The following is a 19,071-nucleotide window of genomic DNA, read 5'->3' as shown; positions in this document are numbered from 1 at the left end:
AATTACCATGCAGTGGTAAACTGTTTACCACTACTTGGTAATTTTTTTACCGCTACTTGGTAATCTCTTTACCACTACTTGGTAATCCCTTTACCACTACTTGGTAATTTTATATCATCTTGTTGTTTATTTCTCTTCCGTGTATTCTTTGCCTCTTGATCGTAAGGCAGCCCATGCGCCCAAAACGATGAACGGCACGCTGAGCATCTGTCCCATGTTGAACGGCAGACCGGCTTCGAAATCCACTTGCATTTCCTTTGTGTATTCGATGAAGAAGCGGAAAGTGAAGATAAGTGCCAGACAAAGTCCGAAATAAAGTCCCGTGCCCACTTTCTTGGGGTGTTTGCGATAGATGGCAAGCAACAAGAAGAAGAAGCAGAGGTAAGCCAAGGCTTCGTAGAGCTGTCCGGGATGGCGCGGACTGGTATCCACGTTGTAGAAGATGAATGCCCATGGCACATCGGTTACTTTTCCGATAATCTCGGAGTTCATGAGGTTTCCCAATCGGATGAATGCGGAGGTGATACCCGAACAAAGTCCGAAGAAGTCGAGCACCACCCATGTATTCATCTTCGTTCGCTTGATATAGAGATAGAGTCCGATGAGCAATCCGATTACGCCACCATGCGAAGCGAGTCCCTGAAAGCCCACGTACTTCCACGAGCCATCGGGAAGATGTCGCATGGGCACGAAGATTTCGATGATGTGATCGGGCGCACTGAGAAAGTAATCCGGCTCATAGAAGAGGCAATGCCCTAATCGCGCGCCCACCAACACACCGATAAACACATAGAAGAAGAGGGGTTCGAACTTCTCGTTGGCGTACTTGTGGCGTTTGTAAAGCCATTGCATCATGAAATATCCGAGTGCCAACCCCATGACCCAGCACAGCCCATACCAGCGAATGCCTGTGGAACCGATACGCATCAGGTATTCGTCGGGTTGCCATGGGATGTAAAGTAATAAATTATTCATAAAATTTCTTTTGTTTTATTCTATACGTTGAATCGGAAGTGCATGATGTCGCCGTCCTGCACGACATAGTCTTTGCCTTCGATACCGAGTTTTCCGGCTTCTCGGATGGCAGCTTCCGAACCGTATTTCAGGTAGTCTTCGTACTTGATAACTTCGGCACGAATGAAGCCTTTCTCAAAGTCGGTGTGGATAACACCGGCACATTGTGGTGCTTTCCATCCCTTTTGGAATGTCCATGCCTTCACTTCCATCTCGCCGGCAGTGATGAATGTCTGGAGGTTGAGCAGGTGGTAAGCCTTCTTGATGAGTCGGTTGACGCCGCTTTCCTCCAATCCGAGTTCGTCGAGGAAGAGCTTTTTGTCTTCGTAGCTCTCCAACGATGCGATGTCCTCTTCGGTCTTCGCCGCGATAATCATGGCTTCCGCGCCCTCATTTGCAGCGATTTGCTCTATTTGCCGACTGTATTTGTTGCCTTCTTTCGCGCTGTTTTCGTCCACGTTGCAGACGTAAAGCACCGGTTTGGTGGTCAGAAGGAACAGGTTGTGTGCGGCTTGCTGCTCCTCTTTGTTCTCGAAAGTAACGCTGCGAGCATTCTTTCCTTGTTCCAAAACCTCTTTGAATGTTTCCAACACATTTACCAATATCTTAGCGTCTTTGTTTCCTGAAGCGGCTATTTTTTGGTTTTTTGTGAGTTGAGCTTCTATTGTCTCAAGATCTTTCAGTTGCAATTCCGTGTCGATAATCTCCTTGTCCTCAACGGGATTGACGGCGTTTCCACCCTCGCGCACGATGTTGTCGTCTTCAAAGCAACGCACCACGTGAATGATGGCGTCGCACTCTCGAATGTTGCCGAGAAACTTATTGCCCAAGCCTTCGCCCTTGCTTGCACCCTTGACAAGCCCCGCAATATCCACGATTTCGCAGGTGGCAGGCACGATACGTCCCGGATGGACAATTTCTGCCAGTTTTCCAAGTCGCTCATCGGGCACGGTGATGACGCCGAGATTGGGTTCTATTGTACAGAAAGGGAAATTGGCTGCCTGTGCTTTGGCACTGCTCAGGCAGTTGAAAAGGGTAGATTTGCCAACGTTTGGCAGACCCACTATACCACATTTTAATGCCATATCTTAAATAAACGTTTATTTTCTTTGTCTGCAAAAGTACATAATAAAATTGAAATAGGGGAGAAGATGGCACAGAATAATGGGGAAGGATGTGGGAGGGCGGTGAGTGAAGAATTTTCGGAGAAATGCAATTATCAGCGGATTGGATGTGGTTGAAATAGTTTTATTTTCGTAAATTTGTCGCGAAATCAAGTTGTTTGTAACGCGAAATGAAGCAATATCACGAAATAAACTTTGCCCGCGCCGTGCTTATCTGTATGGTTATTTTGGTGCATATTGTGAATTTTGGCACTCATTATCCGGCATTGAAAGAGGCAATACTGGCTTTTATGATGCCTTCTTTCTTGGTGATTACGGGCTATTTGGTGAATGTAAGAAAGTCGGCGAAAGAGTTTTCGTTCTACCTTCTCAGAATCTTCGTTCCTTATCTCATCATGGTGGTGAGCTTTTCGCTGGTGTCGCTCTATCTTCCGGTGAACGGAGGATTGAAAGAAGCTACGCTGTCTGCCCTGTTCGAGAAGGTTTTCCTTACTTCCATCGGTCCGTATTGGTTTCTTTACACGATGATGGGATGTGGCATTTGTTATTATCTGAGTTTCAGATTCTTGCCGGTACAATGGCATTTGGCGATAAAACTGCTGGCGTTTGCCGGACTGCTGTGTGTGGCTTCCCTGTTCTTGCCTGTCATGACGATAAAAAGCGTGATGTATTACTTCTTGGGTTCCGTTCTTCGACAGTTCGATGTGGATTTCAATAAGGCGTTTCGCCCAAAGTTCTACTTCTTTTTTATTTTTCTGTTCATCATCTGTCAGCCTGAGATAAGAGGTTGGTCTCATCCGCTCATCATCCTTGCCGTGTTCTCGTTCATCAGTTCTTCGGGATGGGTTTGTGGGCAATTGCCACCTAAGGTTCTTCGCTTTGCCGATTGGTTGGGAATGAACACGCTGCCCATCTATCTCTTCCATCCGATATTTACGATGGCAGGGAAGTTCTATCTTCGGTTTTTCGCATGGGAGGAAACGGGCTGGTTGCATGTTTTCGTTACGCTGTTGCTGAGTATTTCCGGTTCGCTTGCCATTGCTTATTTGCTGGATAAGACCCATGTGTCGCGTATTTTCGGTAGGGCGAAGTTCTTTCGTTCTGCGGCTGTCAATAAAAACGGAACCAACTGATGGACAATTGGTTCCGCGAAGGGGGTTAATGTGCTTCCAACCAGTTTTCGCCCCAACCGGCATCGGCGGTAAGCGGTACGCGGAGTGGGTAGGCGTTTTGCATCTCCTCCAATACAATGCGTTCCACTTGTTCTTTTTCTTCCGGATAAACGGAGAAGTTGAGTTCATCGTGTACCTGTAAAATCATTTGCGAACGGATGTTTTCGGCTTTGAAACGTTTCCAAATGCGAATCATTGCCACTTTGATGATGTCGGCTTCCGACCCTTGGATAGGGGCATTGATGGCGTTACGCTCTGCAAAACCTCTGACCGTGGCGTTTCGACTGTTGATATCGGGAAGATAACGGCGACGATGAAATATGGTTTCGGCATATCCTTTCTTTCGTGCTTCCTCTTTTGCTTTCTCCATATAGGCTTTCACTTTCGGGAAGGTGTTGAAGTATCCGTCAATGATTTCTTTTGCTTCTCCGTTTGAGATGTCCATGCGCTGTGCCAATCCGTAGGTGGTGATGCCGTAAATGATGCCGAAGTTGGCTTGTTTTGCTTTCTTTCGCTGTGCATCGGTTACGTCGTTGATGTCTTCATGCCATATCTTCGCGGCTGTAGCGCGGTGGATATCGAATCCTTCCCTGAAGGCTTCCATCATGTTCTCATCCTCAGAGAGGTGCGCCATGATGCGTAATTCTATCTGACTGTAATCCGCTGAAAAGAATTTACATCCCGGTTCGGGGATGAAACACTTTCTGATTTCTTTGCCATCATCGGTTCTCACCGGTATGTTTTGCAAGTTTGGATCACTGGATGATAGTCTGCCGGTTGCCGTGAGTGCTTGATTGAACGAGGTGTGGATATGTCCTGTTTGCTTCTTTATAAGTTTGGGGAGCGCGTCTATATAGGTTCCAAGTAGCTTCTTTATTCCCCTGTATTCCAATATTTTAGATATGATAGGATGTTTTGTTTTCAAACTCACCAAAACCTCTTCGCTCGTAACATATTGTCCTGTTTTTGTTTTCTTCGGTTTCTCCATGATTTGTAGTTTTCCGAAGATGACTTCGCCTACTTGTTTAGGGCTTGAGATGTTGAATTGTTCACCGGAAAGCTTGTAAATCTCTTGTTCAAGTTGCGTCATCCTATCGGTAAATATTCTTGACGTATCCTTCAGAGCTTCCGTATCGATTCTGACTCCATGCAACTCCATATCGGCGAGAACGCGAACAAGGGGCATTTCTATTTCATGGAAAAGTTGTTCGGCATTTGCCTCTTTGAGTTTAGGCTCGAGAGTGTTTTTCAGTTGCAACGTGATGTCGGCATCCTCGCACGCATATTCATAAATATCGGTGGGGGAGAGGTCGCGCATGTTTTTCTGGTGCTTACCTTTCGGTCCTATCAGTTCATCAATGTGGATGGTTTTATAGTTCAGCAGTGTTTCCGCCATGTAGTCCATGTTGTGTCGAAGTTCGGGTTGTATGAGGTAATGGGCAATCATCGTGTCGAACATCTTACCTTTCACATTCACTCCGTACTTGTTCAGCACCTCGTAGTCATACTTGATGTTTTGTCCTACTTTCAGGATTTTCTCGTTTTCATAGAGCGGTTTAAAAATATTCACGAATTTTAAGGCTTCTTCGCGTTCAGCAGGAATAGCGACGTAGAATGCCTTTCGTTCTTCCACTGAGAAGCTCAAACCCACCAATTCGGCATCGATTGCGTCGGTGGAAGTCGTTTCTGTGTCTAAACTGAGAATTTCTTTTGTCAATAAAAAATCACAAATGGATTGTGCTTCTTCCTCATTTTCAATGAGTTTATATTTATATTGTACTGTTTTTAGGCTCTCAAAATTCGTGTTTTCTGAAGTTTCTTTATCGTTGGTCGGATTTGTGGCAAACAAATCGAGTTGTAAATCTTCTTTTTTTTGTGTTTCTTGATTATTATTAACAAATCGTTTTAAAAATGATTTGAACTCCAATTCATTGAATATCCCGATTAGTTTTTCTGTATCGGGGGTCTCAAGTTTCATTTCCTCCCATGAAGTGTCAATGGGAACCTTGGTGCAGATGGTGGCAAGGAATCTCGACAGCCTGATATCGTTCACCGCAGCTTCCACCTTTTCTCTGAGTTTGCCTTTTATCTCTTCGGTATGTTCCAACATGTTGTCGATGGAGCCAAACTGATTGATGAGTTTCGCGGCGGTTTTCTCTCCCACACCCGGACAGCCCGGGAAGTTATCTGCTGCATCGCCCATGAGTGCCAGCAGGTCGATGACCTGTTCCGGTTTGTCGATGCCATATTTCTCCCGTATTCCTTCCACACCTACTTTCTCGTATCCGCCTCCGTGTCGGGGTCGATACATGAATACATTTTTGCCAATGAGCTGCCCATAGTCTTTGTCGGGTGTCAGCATGAGCGTTTTCATGCCTTCTTTTTCCGCGCGTTTCGCAATTGTCCCAATGACATCATCAGCTTCGTAGCCATCCTTTTGCAGAATGGTAATTTTCATAGCCTCGAGAATGGATTTGATGATGGGCACCGCTAATTTTATGTCTTCCGGAGTTTCCTCGCGTTGCGCTTTGTATTCGGGAAATTTATCATGGCGGAAAGTTTTCCCATGGTCGAAAGCCACTGCCACATGCGTGGGATTTTCTTTTGCCAAAACCTCATTTAGCGTGTTGCAAAACCCAAAAACCGCCGATGTGTTTTGTCCTTTGGAGTTGATTCTGGGACTCCTGATGAGTGCGTAGTAGGAGCGATAGATGAGTGCATAAGCATCAATGAGAATTAATTTATCCATAGTAATTCCAATTTTAGGGTAAAATTACTAAAAAAATGCCATATATACCGATAATATTCAGTATTTTTGTAACAAAATAATATCGAATGGATTATTTGTCAATCATAAAGCGTCCTATTTCCAATGAGTTGGAGGAGTTTATCTCCTTGTTCAATGAATCCCTTTCGCACGATGAAGGATTGCTTGCTTCCGTTTTGGAGCACATCAAGAGTAGGGGAGGGAAGCGCATGCGTCCCATGCTGATATTACTCATTGCCAAGAACTTCGGTGATGTTACTTATGTGGCTCAACGTGCTGCGGTGGGATTGGAACTGCTCCACACGGCCAGCCTTGTCCATGACGACGTGGTGGATGAGAGTGGCGAACGGCGAGGGCAGGCATCGGTGAATGCCACCTATAACAACAAGGTGGCGGTGCTCGTGGGCGACTACATCTTGTCAACCGCACTCTTGAACGTATCGCTCACAAAATCGGAATCCATCGTTCGCGACCTGGCCAATCTCGGTCGCACACTCTCCAATGGCGAAATACTGCAATTGACGAACATATCGAATCAGGAAATATCAGAAGATGTTTACTACCAGGTGATTAAACAAAAGACCGCAGCACTCTTTGAGGCCTGTGCCGTGATAGGGGCGAAAGCCGGAAATGCCACTTCGGAGGCGGTGGAGGCAGCCCGTTTGTTTGGTCAGAACATAGGAATTATCTTCCAAATCCGCGATGATATATTCGATTATTACGACTCAAAGGAAATCGGTAAGCCAACGGGCAATGACATGGCGGAAGGAAAGCTGACGCTACCGGTGATTCATGCTTTGCAATCGACTGGCAACCGGCCGATGATGAAGTTGGCAATGAAGGTGAAAGAGGGAACCGTTTCTGCAGATGAAATCGCCCATTTAGTCGCTTTTACGAAAGAAAACGGCGGTATTGAGTATGCTGAAAAGAAGATGTTGGAGTTTCACGACGCAGCCTTTTCGTTCGTTCGTCAATATGTTAAGTGCGATGCAATACGCCAGTCGCTTATTGCCTATCTTGATTTTGTCATCCAACGTAAGAGCTAAATGTAAGCGATTGTTGTAAAAAAAAATTAGAAGCGCAGTGCCAAAGGTGATGTTTTGTTGTTCAAAAGGTCAGCTTTCGCAATGTAAAAGGTCATCTTTTGGCATGCAAAAGATGACCTTTTATAATGCAATCTATATCTGTTTGGTAATCAGTGATTTACAAATGATACTAAGATGGTTCTGTTTGTAAATATTTTTGCTTTACTTTGCTGCCTCGATAACCTTTAAGTTGGCATCCAACTTTGTTTCTTCCCCTTTGGAATCTATGATGTGGAAAAAGTTTTCGTAGCCCACAATGCGTTTCTCCGTCATACCATACAGTAGCTCATTCTTTAGGTTGATGATACCATACTTGCCATCTTTGTAAACAACCACTTTGTCCTTGCAGACGATCCTGAGTGGTCTTTGGTATATAATGGGAACGATTAGATTGTCGTTGTCATCAATAATACCGTATAAATCGTTTTGTTGCACGCAGAAATACGGTTTGGACCATATACTGATAATGTCCTGATATTTATATGGGAACATCATTTTCTTAGTGTCATTGTTAATCACTGTTACCTTACCGTCCTTCTTAATGGAGGTGTATGTGCCGTTACCGAAGAAATAATCGTAGGTATAATCGGTGATAAACTTCTTTTCAACGTAGTCGTAGAAATGTTTTCCCGATTCCGTTTCTACGCTGAAGTAATCCTCAATGTTTGTTGAGCGGATGTCTTTATACTCAAATGGGAGGATAATATGGTTGTTTATATCGATAATTCCGTACTTTTTTCCATTGCAGGCAATAAGCCAAGAAGTTTTACCATATCGATAGCCTAAGTATCTGTTTATAAGTTTTGTGTATTGGGGGGTAATGACCATTTCGCCCTTTTCGTTGAGTAAGCCGAATAAGGAGTCTTTCTTAAATACGAAATAGTCCTTAGTTTGTATTCCATTGACAGGCACTGAGAATGCATCTTTGATAGTCTTGCAGTCGTAAACCAAGTATTTATAGTTCAAAAGGAAGTCGGATGTATTTCCTTTTACAAGTTCTAATTTATAGGAGTCTCCTTTTATCTTGCTGTATATAAGCTTGGTAATGGGTATTCCATGCTCGTTGCAGATACCATATTTCCCATCTTTGCCAACTTTCAGACACCCATTGTTGCCAAACCAGAAGCCTTTTTCTATGATTTCATCGTATATAGGACTGAGAACCTTGGTACCATTGCTGTTGTAAACACCTTTTTTCCCGTTCTTTTCTACACGGAACAAGTTATCGGTGATTTGTACAATGGCATCGTATTTTATGGGAATGCAACGCTCCTTGCTTTCGTTGTACAAGCCTTGTTTGCCTTTCTTCCATACATAATACCATCTGTTTTTCCTTAGTTTGATACTGTCGGCATTGCTGATAACCTTTTTATTCGGATATTTCCATAGAATATATTTTCCGTTTGGTGCCTTGGTTATATTATATTCGTGGACACCAATACAGTATTCAGGCTTTCCGTATTGTGCGAAAAGGTGGTTCGACACGGTAGGTATTAATAAAGCGAGTAGCAGTAAGTGTCTTTTCATTGTGGCTATGACCATATTTTGTGGTTGGAAAGTTAAAATTCAGATGGAAAATAAATACCCCTCCGCCGGAAAGGAGGAGGGGTATTTCCTATCGGGTTAGAAGAAATTGATTTCCTTGCCTTCGATTTCGCTCAACAAGAGGTTGGTGAGACGGCTTGTACCGAGGCGGAACCAATAGTTGTCGAGCCATTTCTCGCCTAAAATCTCCTTGTAGATGGTGTAGAAAATAACAGCGTCCATTACAGTGTTGATGCCACCTGCAGGTTTCAAACCAACCTGAATACCAGTCTTGTCGTAATACTCTTTTATGGCTTGGCACATCACGTAAACAGCTTCCGGTGTGGCACTTATTTTCTCTTTGCCCGTGCTGGTCTTGATGTAATCGGCACCGGCATACATTGAGAGCAGAGCGGCTTTCTTGATGTTCTGCGCGTTCTTCAGGTCGCCGGTCTCAAGAATTACTTTCATGGGGATGTCGCCACAGGTTTGCTTCAGTTCGTTGATGGTATCGCAAACACTTTCGTAATCCCCGGAGAGGAATTTACCTACGGGGAGCACGATGTCGATGTGTGTGGCACCATCTTTAATGGCAAGAGCGGTTTCCACTGTTTTTACTTCTAAGAACGTTTGTGAGGATGGGAAATTGCCCGTTACATTGGTGATATCCACGCCATCCACTTCCAAACTCTCGGCAATGAGTTTGGTAAAGCAAGGATAAGCACAAACGGCGGCAACATGAGGCAGGGTGGGGTATGCGTGTGCAAAACGGTTTACCTTCTCCACCATCGCCAATATCTCTTCTTCCGTGTCGGTTGTTCTCAGCGAGGTAAGCTCTACGCTGCCTAAGAGAAATTTCTTCACTTCGAGGTTGTCGTTCTCGGCTACTTTCTCGGTGATGATTTTCTTCACCGCTGATTTAACTTCCTCATCGCTGATTTTCAGATTGTACTGCTTCAGCATTTCATCGTATTTACTGATGTTTACGATTTTTCCATTGTCTTTTTCCATCTCTTTTTCTATTTTATTGTTTATGTTCTTATTTTTTCGTTGAAACTTTCGGTTTCATCGTTAGTTTCTTGTTTTCTTTGTGTCTGTTCTTATCTCTTTGTGTTTTCTTTTCAAAGCTTTTGAGCAACTCTTCCGTAAGATTCGTGCCGGTTTGGTTGGCAAGGCAGAGTAGAACCCACAGTACATCTGCCATCTCCTCTCCGATATTTTGTTTCTCTCCTGCCTTAAAGCTTTGGTCTCCATACGTGCGTGCAATAACTCTCGCCAGTTCACCCACTTCTTCCGTGAGGCACGCCATGTTGGTGAGTTCGCTGAAGTATCGCACACCATATTCGTGTATCCAGTTGTCCACCATCTTTTGCGCTTCTTCTATTGTCATCTGTAATCTGTTTTTTAGCCAAACCAAATTATAAATCCCACCACGATGAAGATAATCCAAATGCCATGTTCGAGATGTTATCGTATTTTGCGAGTTCCTTCCAAAAACACAGCGCAATAATTGTGGCGATAACGAAACCGATGAGTGCCAATCCGTAGGCAATCATGAAGATTTCATCGTGAGAAGGTTTGAGCTGATTGATGAAAACTGACAGCAGGTAGATGAAAGCGCAGATGTTTTGTGCACGTTTGATGTTCTTTATGTTCATGATGCTTTTGAGGCTCTTTTCTCATGCCTGTATCTTCGTTATTCACAACCTGTTGTTACTTTGTTATGTGCTTATCTTCCGAGGTTGGTTTCCCTTTTGTTCCTCTTCTTTTATCTTTGGTTTTGTTACTTTATTCCTTGTTTTTTGTGTCCATGCAGATGGTTACGGGGCCATCGTTCAGCAGTTCTACCTTCATATCGGCTCCGAACTCACCCTCACCCACTGGTTTGCCCAATGCCGCACTGAGGCTTTTGCAGAATGCGTGGTAAAGTGGTATGGACGTTTCATGACCGGCAGCGCGGATATAGCTTGGGCGATTGCCTTTTTTATAGCTTGCCATGAGCGTGAATTGTGAAACAACCAATATTTCACCGCCAATGTCCATGACGCTTTTGTTCATGACTCCTTCTTCATCGTCGAACACCCTCAAGCCAATGACTTTCCTGACCAGCCATTCTATGTCTTCGTTCGTGTCGGCATTGCCTATCCCTAAAAGGATGAGATACCCTTCATTAATGGCAGATTTTACTTTACCGTCTATCGTTACGGAAGCATGTTTCACCCTTTGAATTACGATTCTCATATCGCAAATTTAATGCTTTTATTTTAATTATTGCTACTTTCCTTCGTCTTCCTTTGTTTTTGCGTGAAAATAGTTGTAAATCAATTTACCTTTCGCTGCCCCCACAATCTCCGTAAGTGTCAGAATATCAGCCTCTTTTATATTTTTTACCGTTCTTAATCTCTTCAGAAGCTGTTCTTTTGATTTCATTCCGATTCCCTTGATGTCATCCAACTCGCTGTGTAACTGATGTTTGGAACGTTTATCCCTATGAAATGAAATGGCAAATCTGTGAACTTCGTCTTGTATTTGTGTCAGAATTTTGAAGAGTTCGGAGTTTGTTGGCAGTCCTATTGTCTGTGGTGGAAAGCCAAAGAGCAGTTCGTTTGTGCGGTGTCGGTTGTCCTTGGCAAGGCCGGCGATGGGGATTTGTAGTTGCAACTCGTCCTCAACGACCTCTCTGACCACCTCCATCTGTCCTTTTCCACCATCGGTAATGATGAGGTCGGGAAGTGGCTCGTTCGCCTCTGACATCCTTCTGTATCGCCTTCTCACAACTTCTTGCATGGAGGCATAATCGTCCGGACCCACAACTGTTTTGATGTTGTATTTCCGATAATCTTTTTTCGAGGGCTTTAAGCCTTTATATACCACGCAACCGGCTACAGCATCTGTTCCCGAAATGTTGGAATTATCGAAACATTCTATGTGATAGGGTAGTTTAGGGAGTTTGAGTTTCTCTTGCAATTCCTTCATCAATCGAGTCTGTTTCTGCTCTGGATTTAACTTCTCCGCACGCTTCAAACGGTCGAACTTATATTGTTTTGCGTTCATCTCGGAGAGCTCCAACAGATGTTTCTTGTCGCCTCTTTGAGGAATGAAGAACTCGGCGTTTTTTATCTTGAAATCTAATTCAAATGGAACGATAATCTCCTTTGCTGTGCTGTTGAAGCGGTTGCGTATTTCCGGTATAGCCTCGTTGAGCAATTCGGCATCGTTTTCGTCCAATTTTCGTTTGTACTCGAATGTAAAACTCTGATTGATTGCTCCATTTTTCACGTGAATATAGTTGATGAAAGCATTTTTTTTCAATTCATCGTTCACAAGTGTGAAGACATCAACATCGGTAATTGTGTAACTCACTATTTCGCTTTTGGCAGCAAAGTTCTCTAATGCAAGGTACTGTTGCTTGTAGTTTTCTGCTTCTTCAAATCTCAGATTGTCCGCACTTTCCTGCATCTTTGCTTGTAGAAACCTTTGCACTTCACGTGTGTTTCCTTTCAATATTTGACGAGCTTGCTCAATGTTTTGCAGATATTCTTCCCGATTTTGCTTTCCTACGCAGGGTGCCTTGCAGTTCCCTAAATGATAATCAAGACAAGGTCTGTACTTCTTCTGCATGATACCTGCTTCGGTAATGGGGAACTTGCAGGTACGAGGCTTGTATAATTTCTTGATGATATCCAATACGGCATACATGCTGCTGATGTGGCTGTAAGGACCATAGAAACTCCCGAAACGCTTGTTGATGTTGCGAGTATTGAAGATTCGTGGGAAAAACTCATTCGTTATGCAAATGCTTGGATAAGTCTTGCCGTCTTTCAATAATACATTGTAGCGAGGTTGGTATTGTTTTATAAGCTGATTTTCTATCAGCAAAGCGTCTTCTTCAGTCTTTACAACCGTGTAAGATATATTGTTAATCTTTGAAACGAGCACTTTTGTCTTGAATCTGTCCACTTCTTTATGGAAGTAAGATGAAACCCTGTTCTTTAAGCTCTTTGCCTTTCCAACGTAAATGATATTGTCTTGATGGTCGTAAAACTGATACGTACCGGGTTTATCCGGTAGAGTAGATACTATTTGCTTGAGTTTTTCCAATCGATTAATGTTTTTCTCTTTTGCCATCTTATAACCTCTTTACTGTGAGAGCTTAAACTTTGCTTCGTTTCACGTGAAACATTAAATACAGGTAATCATTCTTTATCTTTCACCTGTTGCTTCACTTGTTGTGGAAAAAGCTCGCTTTTCCATCCCATTAAGGGAAAGCCTATGGTATATTCTTTCCACTTACGTGTGATTGAGACTTTTCTCTCTGTTCGCTTTAGTTTATGAGAAATATGTTATCGATGAATTTTTTTATATCAATCGATAACATATTTTTTATGAAAAAGGGACAGATTGGATAAACATCCTTAAAATTTTAGCAATGAAGAAATCTCCACATCGTCATCGAAACTTTTCCTGCTGTTCGGAAATTCCTCATGCAATTCGATGATAAAGTTGCAATATACCTTTTTGGGATGGAACTTCTTGACCAGATTGCATGCAGCTTTCATTGTACCACCGGTTGCAAGCAGGTCGTCATGGAGTAGAATTATATCGTTTTCGCTAATTGCGTCTTTGTGAATTTCTATGGTATCCATTCCATATTCTTTGGCATAGCTCTCCTGAACTGTCTCGCATGGCAATTTTCCGGGCTTTCTACACAATATGATTCCTGCCCCTAAGCGCAATGCTAATGCAGAAGACATTACGAAGCCTCTGCTTTCAATTCCCACAATCTTCGTAATTCCCTTGTCTTTGTAAAGCTCATACATTTCTTCTGTGATTTCATGAAGTGCCTCAGGAGATTTGAATAGGGTAGTAACATCTCTAAAATTTACGCCTTTGATGGGCCAATCAGGAATACATCTTAAGTTGTCGAGCAAAATTTTATTATTCATATATTATTGATAATTTGATGATTACACTTTATATGTTTCACGTGAAACATCTTATTGTTTATCTCCCCATTAATACAAGGAGTACGTTTATATCGCTTGGGCTAACTCCGGGGATGCGACTTGCTTGTGCTAATGTTTCCGGTTGTATGCGTTGCAGTTTCTGTCTGCATTCTGTGGATAGGTCGTGTATCTTTTCATAGTTGAAATGACCTTTTATTTTAATATCTTCCAGCCGATGCATTTTCTCGGCAAAGTTTCTTTCCCTTTGGATATAACCTTTGTATTTGATTTTTATTTCTGCGGCTTCTGCAATTTCTTCTTTGCGATCCTGCGATGCTTCCAATGTTTCTTTCAAAGTTGGAAGTTGTTCGGATAATCCGTTGAAGTTAATTCCCGGACGTGCAATAAGGTCGATTATCTTGGCAGAAGCGTGGAGTGGCGAGTTTCCGATACTTTCCAAATAGCCGTTGATTTCGGTTGGTTTTACTGCTGTTGTCTCGCAAAATCCGATGATATCGTTCATTCTTTGCTTTTTCTTTTGCCAGTTGTCGTATCGTTCCCGTGTAGCTATTCCGAGTCTATATGCTTTCTCTGTAAGTCTGGCATCCGCATCATCTTGTCTTAATAGGATACGGTATTCGGCTCGAGATGTGAACATTCTGTAAGGTTCGTCCACGCCTTTTGTTGTCAAATCATCGATGAGTACGCCTATATAGCTTTCATCTCTTTTCATGATTAGTGGTTCCTTGTTACCGCAAAAAGCCACCGCATTGATGCCGGCTACCAAGCCTTGGCCGCCCGCTTCTTCGTAACCTGTGGTGCCATTCACCTGTCCGGCGAAGAACAAACCTTTGATAATCTTCGATTCCAACGAAGGTTTTAAGAGTGTCGGGTCGAAATAATCGTATTCAATTGCATAGCCCGGACGATAGATTTTGGCATTTCTAAGTGCCGGAATCTTATGAATGGCTTCCAATTGAATTTCCCATGGCATACTCGATGAAAAGCCATTCAGATACATTTCGTTGGTATCTATCCCTTCCGGTTCAAGGAAAAGCGGATGACTTGTTTTATCGGGGAAGATTTCGAGCTTTGTTTCTATGGACGGACAGTAGCGCGGTCCGGTGCTTTGTATTTGTCCGTTGAATAGTGGCGAGTCAGGTATTCCTTTTCTCAAGACTTCGTGCGCTTTCTCGTTGGTGTTGCATGTCCAGCAGGGTAGTTGCGGAAGTGGTCTGTGCTTGCCAATAAATGAAAACTGATGGAAATCTTTTTCTCCCGGTTGCTCTTCCATTTTATCGAAGTCCACCGATCTTTTATCTATTCTGACAGGTGTTCCGGTCTTCATTCTTGCCACGACAATTCCGTGCTTTGTTATACTTTCCGTAAATTTGTGTACTGCGGGTTCTGCGCATCTTCCGCCTTCCACCTGTCTGTGCCCGATGTGCATCAATCCGTTTAGAAATGTTCCTGCTGCCACGATGACCGCACCGGCATATATCTCCACTCCCCATATCGTTCTGATGCCCAGCACTCTGTTGTTCTTTACGAGCAATTCTTCCGCTTGGTCTTGGAAAATATCGAGTTTATCCGTATGGTCAAGCTTTCTTTTCCATTCCAATATGAATTTTTCTCGGTCGCATTGTGCGCGTGGACTCCATACCGCCGGTCCTTTCGAGCGGTTGAGCATGCGAAATTGTATTGCCGTCGCGTCGGTAACCAGTCCCATTTGTCCGCCCAATGCGTCAATTTCCCTTACGATTTGTCCTTTGGCAATTCCTCCGATGGCAGGGTTGCAACTCATTTGCGCAATTTTGTTCATGTCCATTGTCAGCAAACAAGTATTTGCTCCCATGTTCGCGGCTGCGGTTGCGGCTTCGCATCCGGCATGTCCGCCACCTATTATAAGGATGTCATATTTGAAATTCATTCTCTTTTCCTTATTTTTCTGCAAATGTAAGAATTTTAATTGAAAGAGAAAGTATAATCAGTTATTTTACATACTCATCATAGGCGGATGTCGTGCGTGCGTCTTTGTTCGTCCGTTTTTCCTCCTTATCCTCCCATATTGGTCGGTTTTGTCATGTTTTTTCAAACATTCCATTTCAATTGCTAAGCTTTTGCATTCTAAAAGCTTAGCTTTTGAAAGGCAAAAGCTAAGCTTTTACACCGCAATTGGTAAGCTTTTGAATTATAAAATATAACTTGCAGTTACACAGCCATTTACAATTTCATTATAAATCTCTTTTGTGTCGTGTTTTTTTACCTTTTCACACTCGACGAAATAATCATCTTTACTTCTCTATTCATCGTGCTTTCGTTTGTTTTTACATATTTTTTCTTCATCGGAAGCATATTTTTCGCTACCCCTTTCCATTCTTTTTTAAGTTGAATTTGCGACAGGCGTTCATACTTTTCTCATTCTTTTGTTTATCTTTGTTCGCCGAAGAGTTTTAACCGGTCATGGAGGTTGCTGTTTAGAAACTGTCAATATAGTTAGATCGCTAATGAAAATGCCCTGCTTTTTGCCAAAAAACTTTGTTTAATCATAATTAATGTGTTATTTTTGCAGCACAGAAAGACATTATGTTATAATATATGGCGTGATTATTCTTCGCAAGAGGTAGAAAAACTGCTTTAACCCGAAATTTTTTCACGTTGTGAAAATACTTAATTCTAATAGTTTAAATATTTAAAATCAAACATTTATGTGGTTAATCAACTCATCTATCGGTAGAAAGGTCGTGATGTCGGTTACCGGTATTGCGCTTATTCTATTCCTGACATTCCACATGTCGATGAATGTTGTGGCTTTGTTCTCAGGCGATGCTTACAACATGATTTGTGAATTCCTGGGTGCCAATTGGTATGCGGTGGTTGCTACCATCGCGCTTGCTGCGCTGACGGTGCTCCACATCGTTTATGCATTCATTCTTACGGCGCAGAATCGCCGGGCTCGTGGTCATGAACGTTATGACATAGCGGGGGCGACACCGAAAGTGGAATGGGCATCTAAGAACATGTTAGTGTTGGGACTCATTATCCTTTTGGGATTGTTGCTCCACTTATTCAACTTTTGGTATAACATGATGTTTGCCGAAATCTTCCATATTGCGGATCCATTGGGTGATCCCGCCAATGGTTTTGGTTACATCAAGGAGACCTTCTCCAATACCATCTATGTTGTTCTCTATGTGATTTGGCTTTGTGCCATTTGGTTCCACCTCTCGCACGGTTTTTGGAGTGCTATGCAAACTCTGGGAATCAATGGAAAGATTTGGTTCAACCGGTGGAGAAAAATCGGTATGGTTTATACCACCCTTCTCATGTTGGGCTTCTTGGTAGTTGTTTTGGCATTCGCATTTGGTTGCGCACCAAGTCTTGTTTAATTCATGACACAGTAAAGATATTAAGATTATGGTTAAAATATTAGATTCGAAAATTCCTGAAGGTCCGGTAGCAGAGAAGTGGACCAACTACAAGGCTCATCAGCGTTTGGTTAACCCGAAAAATAAATTGAAGCTCGATGTCATTGTCGTTGGAACGGGATTGGCGGGTGCCAGTGCCGCTGCTTCGCTTGGTGAGATGGGCTTTTCCGTATATAATTTCTGCATTCAGGACTCCCCTCGTCGTGCACACTCTATCGCCGCACAGGGTGGTATCAATGCAGCTAAGAATTATCAGAACGATGGCGACTCGGTTTATCGTTTGTTTTACGATACCGTGAAAGGTGGAGACTATCGTGCTCGCGAGGCCAATGTTTATCGTTTGGCTGAAGTATCCAACAGCATTATCGACCAATGTGTGGCTCAAGGAGTTCCTTTTGCTCGCGAATATGGTGGCATGTTGGCCAACCGTTCGTTTGGTGGTGCACAGGTATCGCGTACTTTCTACGCAAAAGGTCAGACCGGTCAGCAGCTATTGCTCGGTGCCTACTCTGCACTCAGCAAACAAGTGAACGATGGTCGTGTAAAACTCTATACTCGCTACGAGATGGAAGATGTGGTAATTGTTGACGGGCACGCTCGCGGTATCATTGCCAAGAACTTGGTAACCGGTAAGCTCGAACGTTTCTCCGCCAACGCAGTAGTCATTGCCACAGGTGGTTATGGCAATGCTTACTTCCTTTCCACCAACGCCATGGGGTGCAACTGTACAGCAGCTGTTCAGTGCTTCCGTAAAGGTGCTTATTTCGCAAATCCCTCATACGTACAGATTCACCCAACATGTATTCCGGTTCACGGCGACAAGCAGTCGAAACTGACGCTGATGTCCGAGTCGTTGCGTAACGACGGACGCATCTGGGTACCCAAGAAGTTAGAAGATGCCAAGGCACTTCAGGCTGGAACAAAGAAAGGTTCCGACATTCCGGAAGAAGATCGCGACTACTATTTGGAGCGTCGCTATCCCGCATTTGGCAACTTGGTGCCCCGCGATGTGGCTTCACGTGCCGCAAAGGAACGTTGCGATCACGGCTTTGGTGTGAACAATACAGGTTTGGCAGTGTTCCTCGATTTCTCCGAGAGCATCGAACGTCTTGGTTTGGATGTTATTCTTCAGCGTTACGGCAACCTCTTTGATATGTATGAAGAGATAACCGATGTTTATCCCGGTGAAATGGCAAATGAAATCAACGGCGTGAAATATTATAACCCGATGATGATTTATCCCGCCATCCACTATACGATGGGTGGTATCTGGGTAGATTATGAATTACAGACCACCATTAAGGGTCTATTTGCAATCGGAGAGTGTAACTTCTCTGATCATGGAGCCAACCGTTTGGGTGCTTCCGCGCTGATGCAAGGTTTGGCAGACGGTTACTTCGTATTGCCTTATACCATACAGAACTATTTGGCGGACCAAAGCATTTGGGCAAAAGTTTCTACCGATGCTCCCGAGTTTGACGAGGCGGAGAAAGGCGTTCAAGCAGAAATCGATCGTCTGATGGGCATTCAGGGCAAGCGTTCGGTTGATTCTTTCCATAAAGAGCTTGGACACATTCTTTGGGATCACGTTGGAATGGGTCGAACATTGGAAGGTTTGAAGGAAGGTCTTGAGAAGATGAAAGCCCTTCGCGACGAATTCAATACAAACCTCTTCATCCCGGGAAGCAAAGAAGGGCTGAACGTGGAGCTGGATAAAGCCATTCACCTTCGCGATTTCATCCTTATGGGCGAGTTGATAGCCTTCGATGCCATTTCGAGAAATGAGAGTTGTGGTGGTCACTTCCGCGAAGAATATCAGACAGAGGATGGCGAAGCTAAACGCGATGATGAGAACTATTTCTATGTAGGTTGCTGGGAGTATCAAGGCAACGACAAGGTTGCTCCGGAACTCATAAAGGAGCCGCTCGAATACGAGGCTATCAAGGTTCAGACACGTAACTACAAGAACTAATCAGGTCAAAGTTGCTTGCAACAAACATTAAAAGAAAAA

Annotated in this window: 15 protein-coding genes; 4 read left to right on the top strand and 11 right to left on the bottom strand. The window is 43.5% G+C overall.

The features are described from left to right. Positions 1-126: 126 nt before the first annotated feature. Together lgt and ychF are read right to left on the bottom strand one after the other, a co-directional pair. Entirely contained in the window at positions 127-975 is an 849-nt protein-coding gene (gene lgt, locus E0E16_RS11065; RefSeq protein ID WP_130830341.1) for a prolipoprotein diacylglyceryl transferase, read from the bottom strand. Positions 976-995: 20 nt separating this feature from the next. Further along, positions 996-2,099, bottom strand: coding sequence for a redox-regulated ATPase YchF (gene ychF, locus E0E16_RS11060; RefSeq protein ID WP_130830340.1), 1,104 nt, complete (start codon positions 2,097-2,099; stop codon positions 996-998). A 209-nt stretch (positions 2,100-2,308) separates the two neighbouring features. Between ychF and E0E16_RS11055 the strand changes: the two genes are divergently transcribed. After that, a complete protein-coding gene (locus tag E0E16_RS11055) occupies positions 2,309-3,271 on the top strand; it encodes an acyltransferase family protein (RefSeq protein ID WP_130830339.1) in 963 nt (320 codons plus the stop codon). 25 nt (positions 3,272-3,296) lie between these two features. On the opposite strand, the gene polA is transcribed toward E0E16_RS11055, so the two are convergent. Then, entirely contained in the window at positions 3,297-6,059 is a 2,763-nt protein-coding gene (gene polA / locus E0E16_RS11050; protein WP_130830338.1) for a DNA polymerase I, read from the bottom strand. Positions 6,060-6,145: 86 nt separating this feature from the next. Between polA and E0E16_RS11045 the strand changes: the two genes are divergently transcribed. Next, positions 6,146-7,123 carry a polyprenyl synthetase family protein gene (locus E0E16_RS11045; RefSeq protein ID WP_130830337.1) on the top strand — a complete coding sequence of 326 codons (978 nt, stop codon included), beginning with the start codon at positions 6,146-6,148 and terminating at the stop codon, positions 7,121-7,123. 201 nt (positions 7,124-7,324) lie between these two features. Here E0E16_RS11045 and E0E16_RS11040 read toward each other — a convergent pair whose 3' ends face one another. The 8 genes from E0E16_RS11040 to mnmG form a co-directional block, all read right to left on the bottom strand. Continuing rightward, positions 7,325-8,689, bottom strand: coding sequence for a WG repeat-containing protein (locus tag E0E16_RS11040; protein ID WP_165444227.1), 1,365 nt, complete (start codon positions 8,687-8,689; stop codon positions 7,325-7,327). Positions 8,690-8,785: 96 nt separating this feature from the next. After that, entirely contained in the window at positions 8,786-9,697 is a 912-nt protein-coding gene (deoC, locus tag E0E16_RS11035) for a deoxyribose-phosphate aldolase (protein ID WP_130830335.1), read from the bottom strand. Positions 9,698-9,725: 28 nt separating this feature from the next. After that, the gene (locus E0E16_RS11030) at positions 9,726-10,076 is read right to left on the bottom strand and encodes a nucleotide pyrophosphohydrolase (protein WP_130830334.1); all 351 of its coding nucleotides are present in this window, start codon (positions 10,074-10,076) and stop codon (positions 9,726-9,728) included. 28 nt (positions 10,077-10,104) lie between these two features. After that, a complete protein-coding gene (locus tag E0E16_RS11025) occupies positions 10,105-10,344 on the bottom strand; it encodes a hypothetical protein (RefSeq protein ID WP_130830333.1) in 240 nt (79 codons plus the stop codon). A gap of 130 nt (positions 10,345-10,474) precedes the next feature. Next, on the bottom strand, positions 10,475-10,927 hold the full coding sequence (gene dtd, locus E0E16_RS11020) for a D-aminoacyl-tRNA deacylase (RefSeq protein ID WP_130830332.1): 453 nt from the start codon (positions 10,925-10,927) through the stop codon (positions 10,475-10,477). A gap of 33 nt (positions 10,928-10,960) precedes the next feature. Further along, on the bottom strand, positions 10,961-12,814 hold the full coding sequence (gene uvrC / locus E0E16_RS11015; RefSeq protein WP_130830331.1) for an excinuclease ABC subunit UvrC: 1,854 nt from the start codon (positions 12,812-12,814) through the stop codon (positions 10,961-10,963). A 287-nt stretch (positions 12,815-13,101) separates the two neighbouring features. Further along, the gene (locus E0E16_RS11010; RefSeq protein WP_130830330.1) at positions 13,102-13,632 is read right to left on the bottom strand and encodes an adenine phosphoribosyltransferase; all 531 of its coding nucleotides are present in this window, start codon (positions 13,630-13,632) and stop codon (positions 13,102-13,104) included. A gap of 58 nt (positions 13,633-13,690) precedes the next feature. Further along, a complete protein-coding gene (gene mnmG, locus E0E16_RS11005) occupies positions 13,691-15,562 on the bottom strand; it encodes a tRNA uridine-5-carboxymethylaminomethyl(34) synthesis enzyme MnmG (protein ID WP_130830329.1) in 1,872 nt (623 codons plus the stop codon). A gap of 778 nt (positions 15,563-16,340) precedes the next feature. Between mnmG and E0E16_RS11000 the strand changes: the two genes are divergently transcribed. Together E0E16_RS11000 and E0E16_RS10995 are read left to right on the top strand one after the other, a co-directional pair. Further along, positions 16,341-17,021 carry a succinate dehydrogenase/fumarate reductase cytochrome b subunit gene (locus tag E0E16_RS11000; protein WP_130830328.1) on the top strand — a complete coding sequence of 227 codons (681 nt, stop codon included), beginning with the start codon at positions 16,341-16,343 and terminating at the stop codon, positions 17,019-17,021. Between the two features lie 28 nt (positions 17,022-17,049). Further along, on the top strand, positions 17,050-19,032 hold the full coding sequence (locus E0E16_RS10995; RefSeq protein ID WP_130830327.1) for a fumarate reductase/succinate dehydrogenase flavoprotein subunit: 1,983 nt from the start codon (positions 17,050-17,052) through the stop codon (positions 19,030-19,032). Positions 19,033-19,071: the final 39 nt, after the last annotated feature.

The sequence above is a fragment of the Prevotella rectalis genome, from assembly GCF_900607215.1.
Lineage (GTDB): Bacteria > Bacteroidota > Bacteroidia > Bacteroidales > Bacteroidaceae > Prevotella > Prevotella brunnea.
The sequence above is the reverse complement of the archived record's forward strand: the minus strand, read 5'-3'. Positions and strand labels throughout refer to the sequence as shown.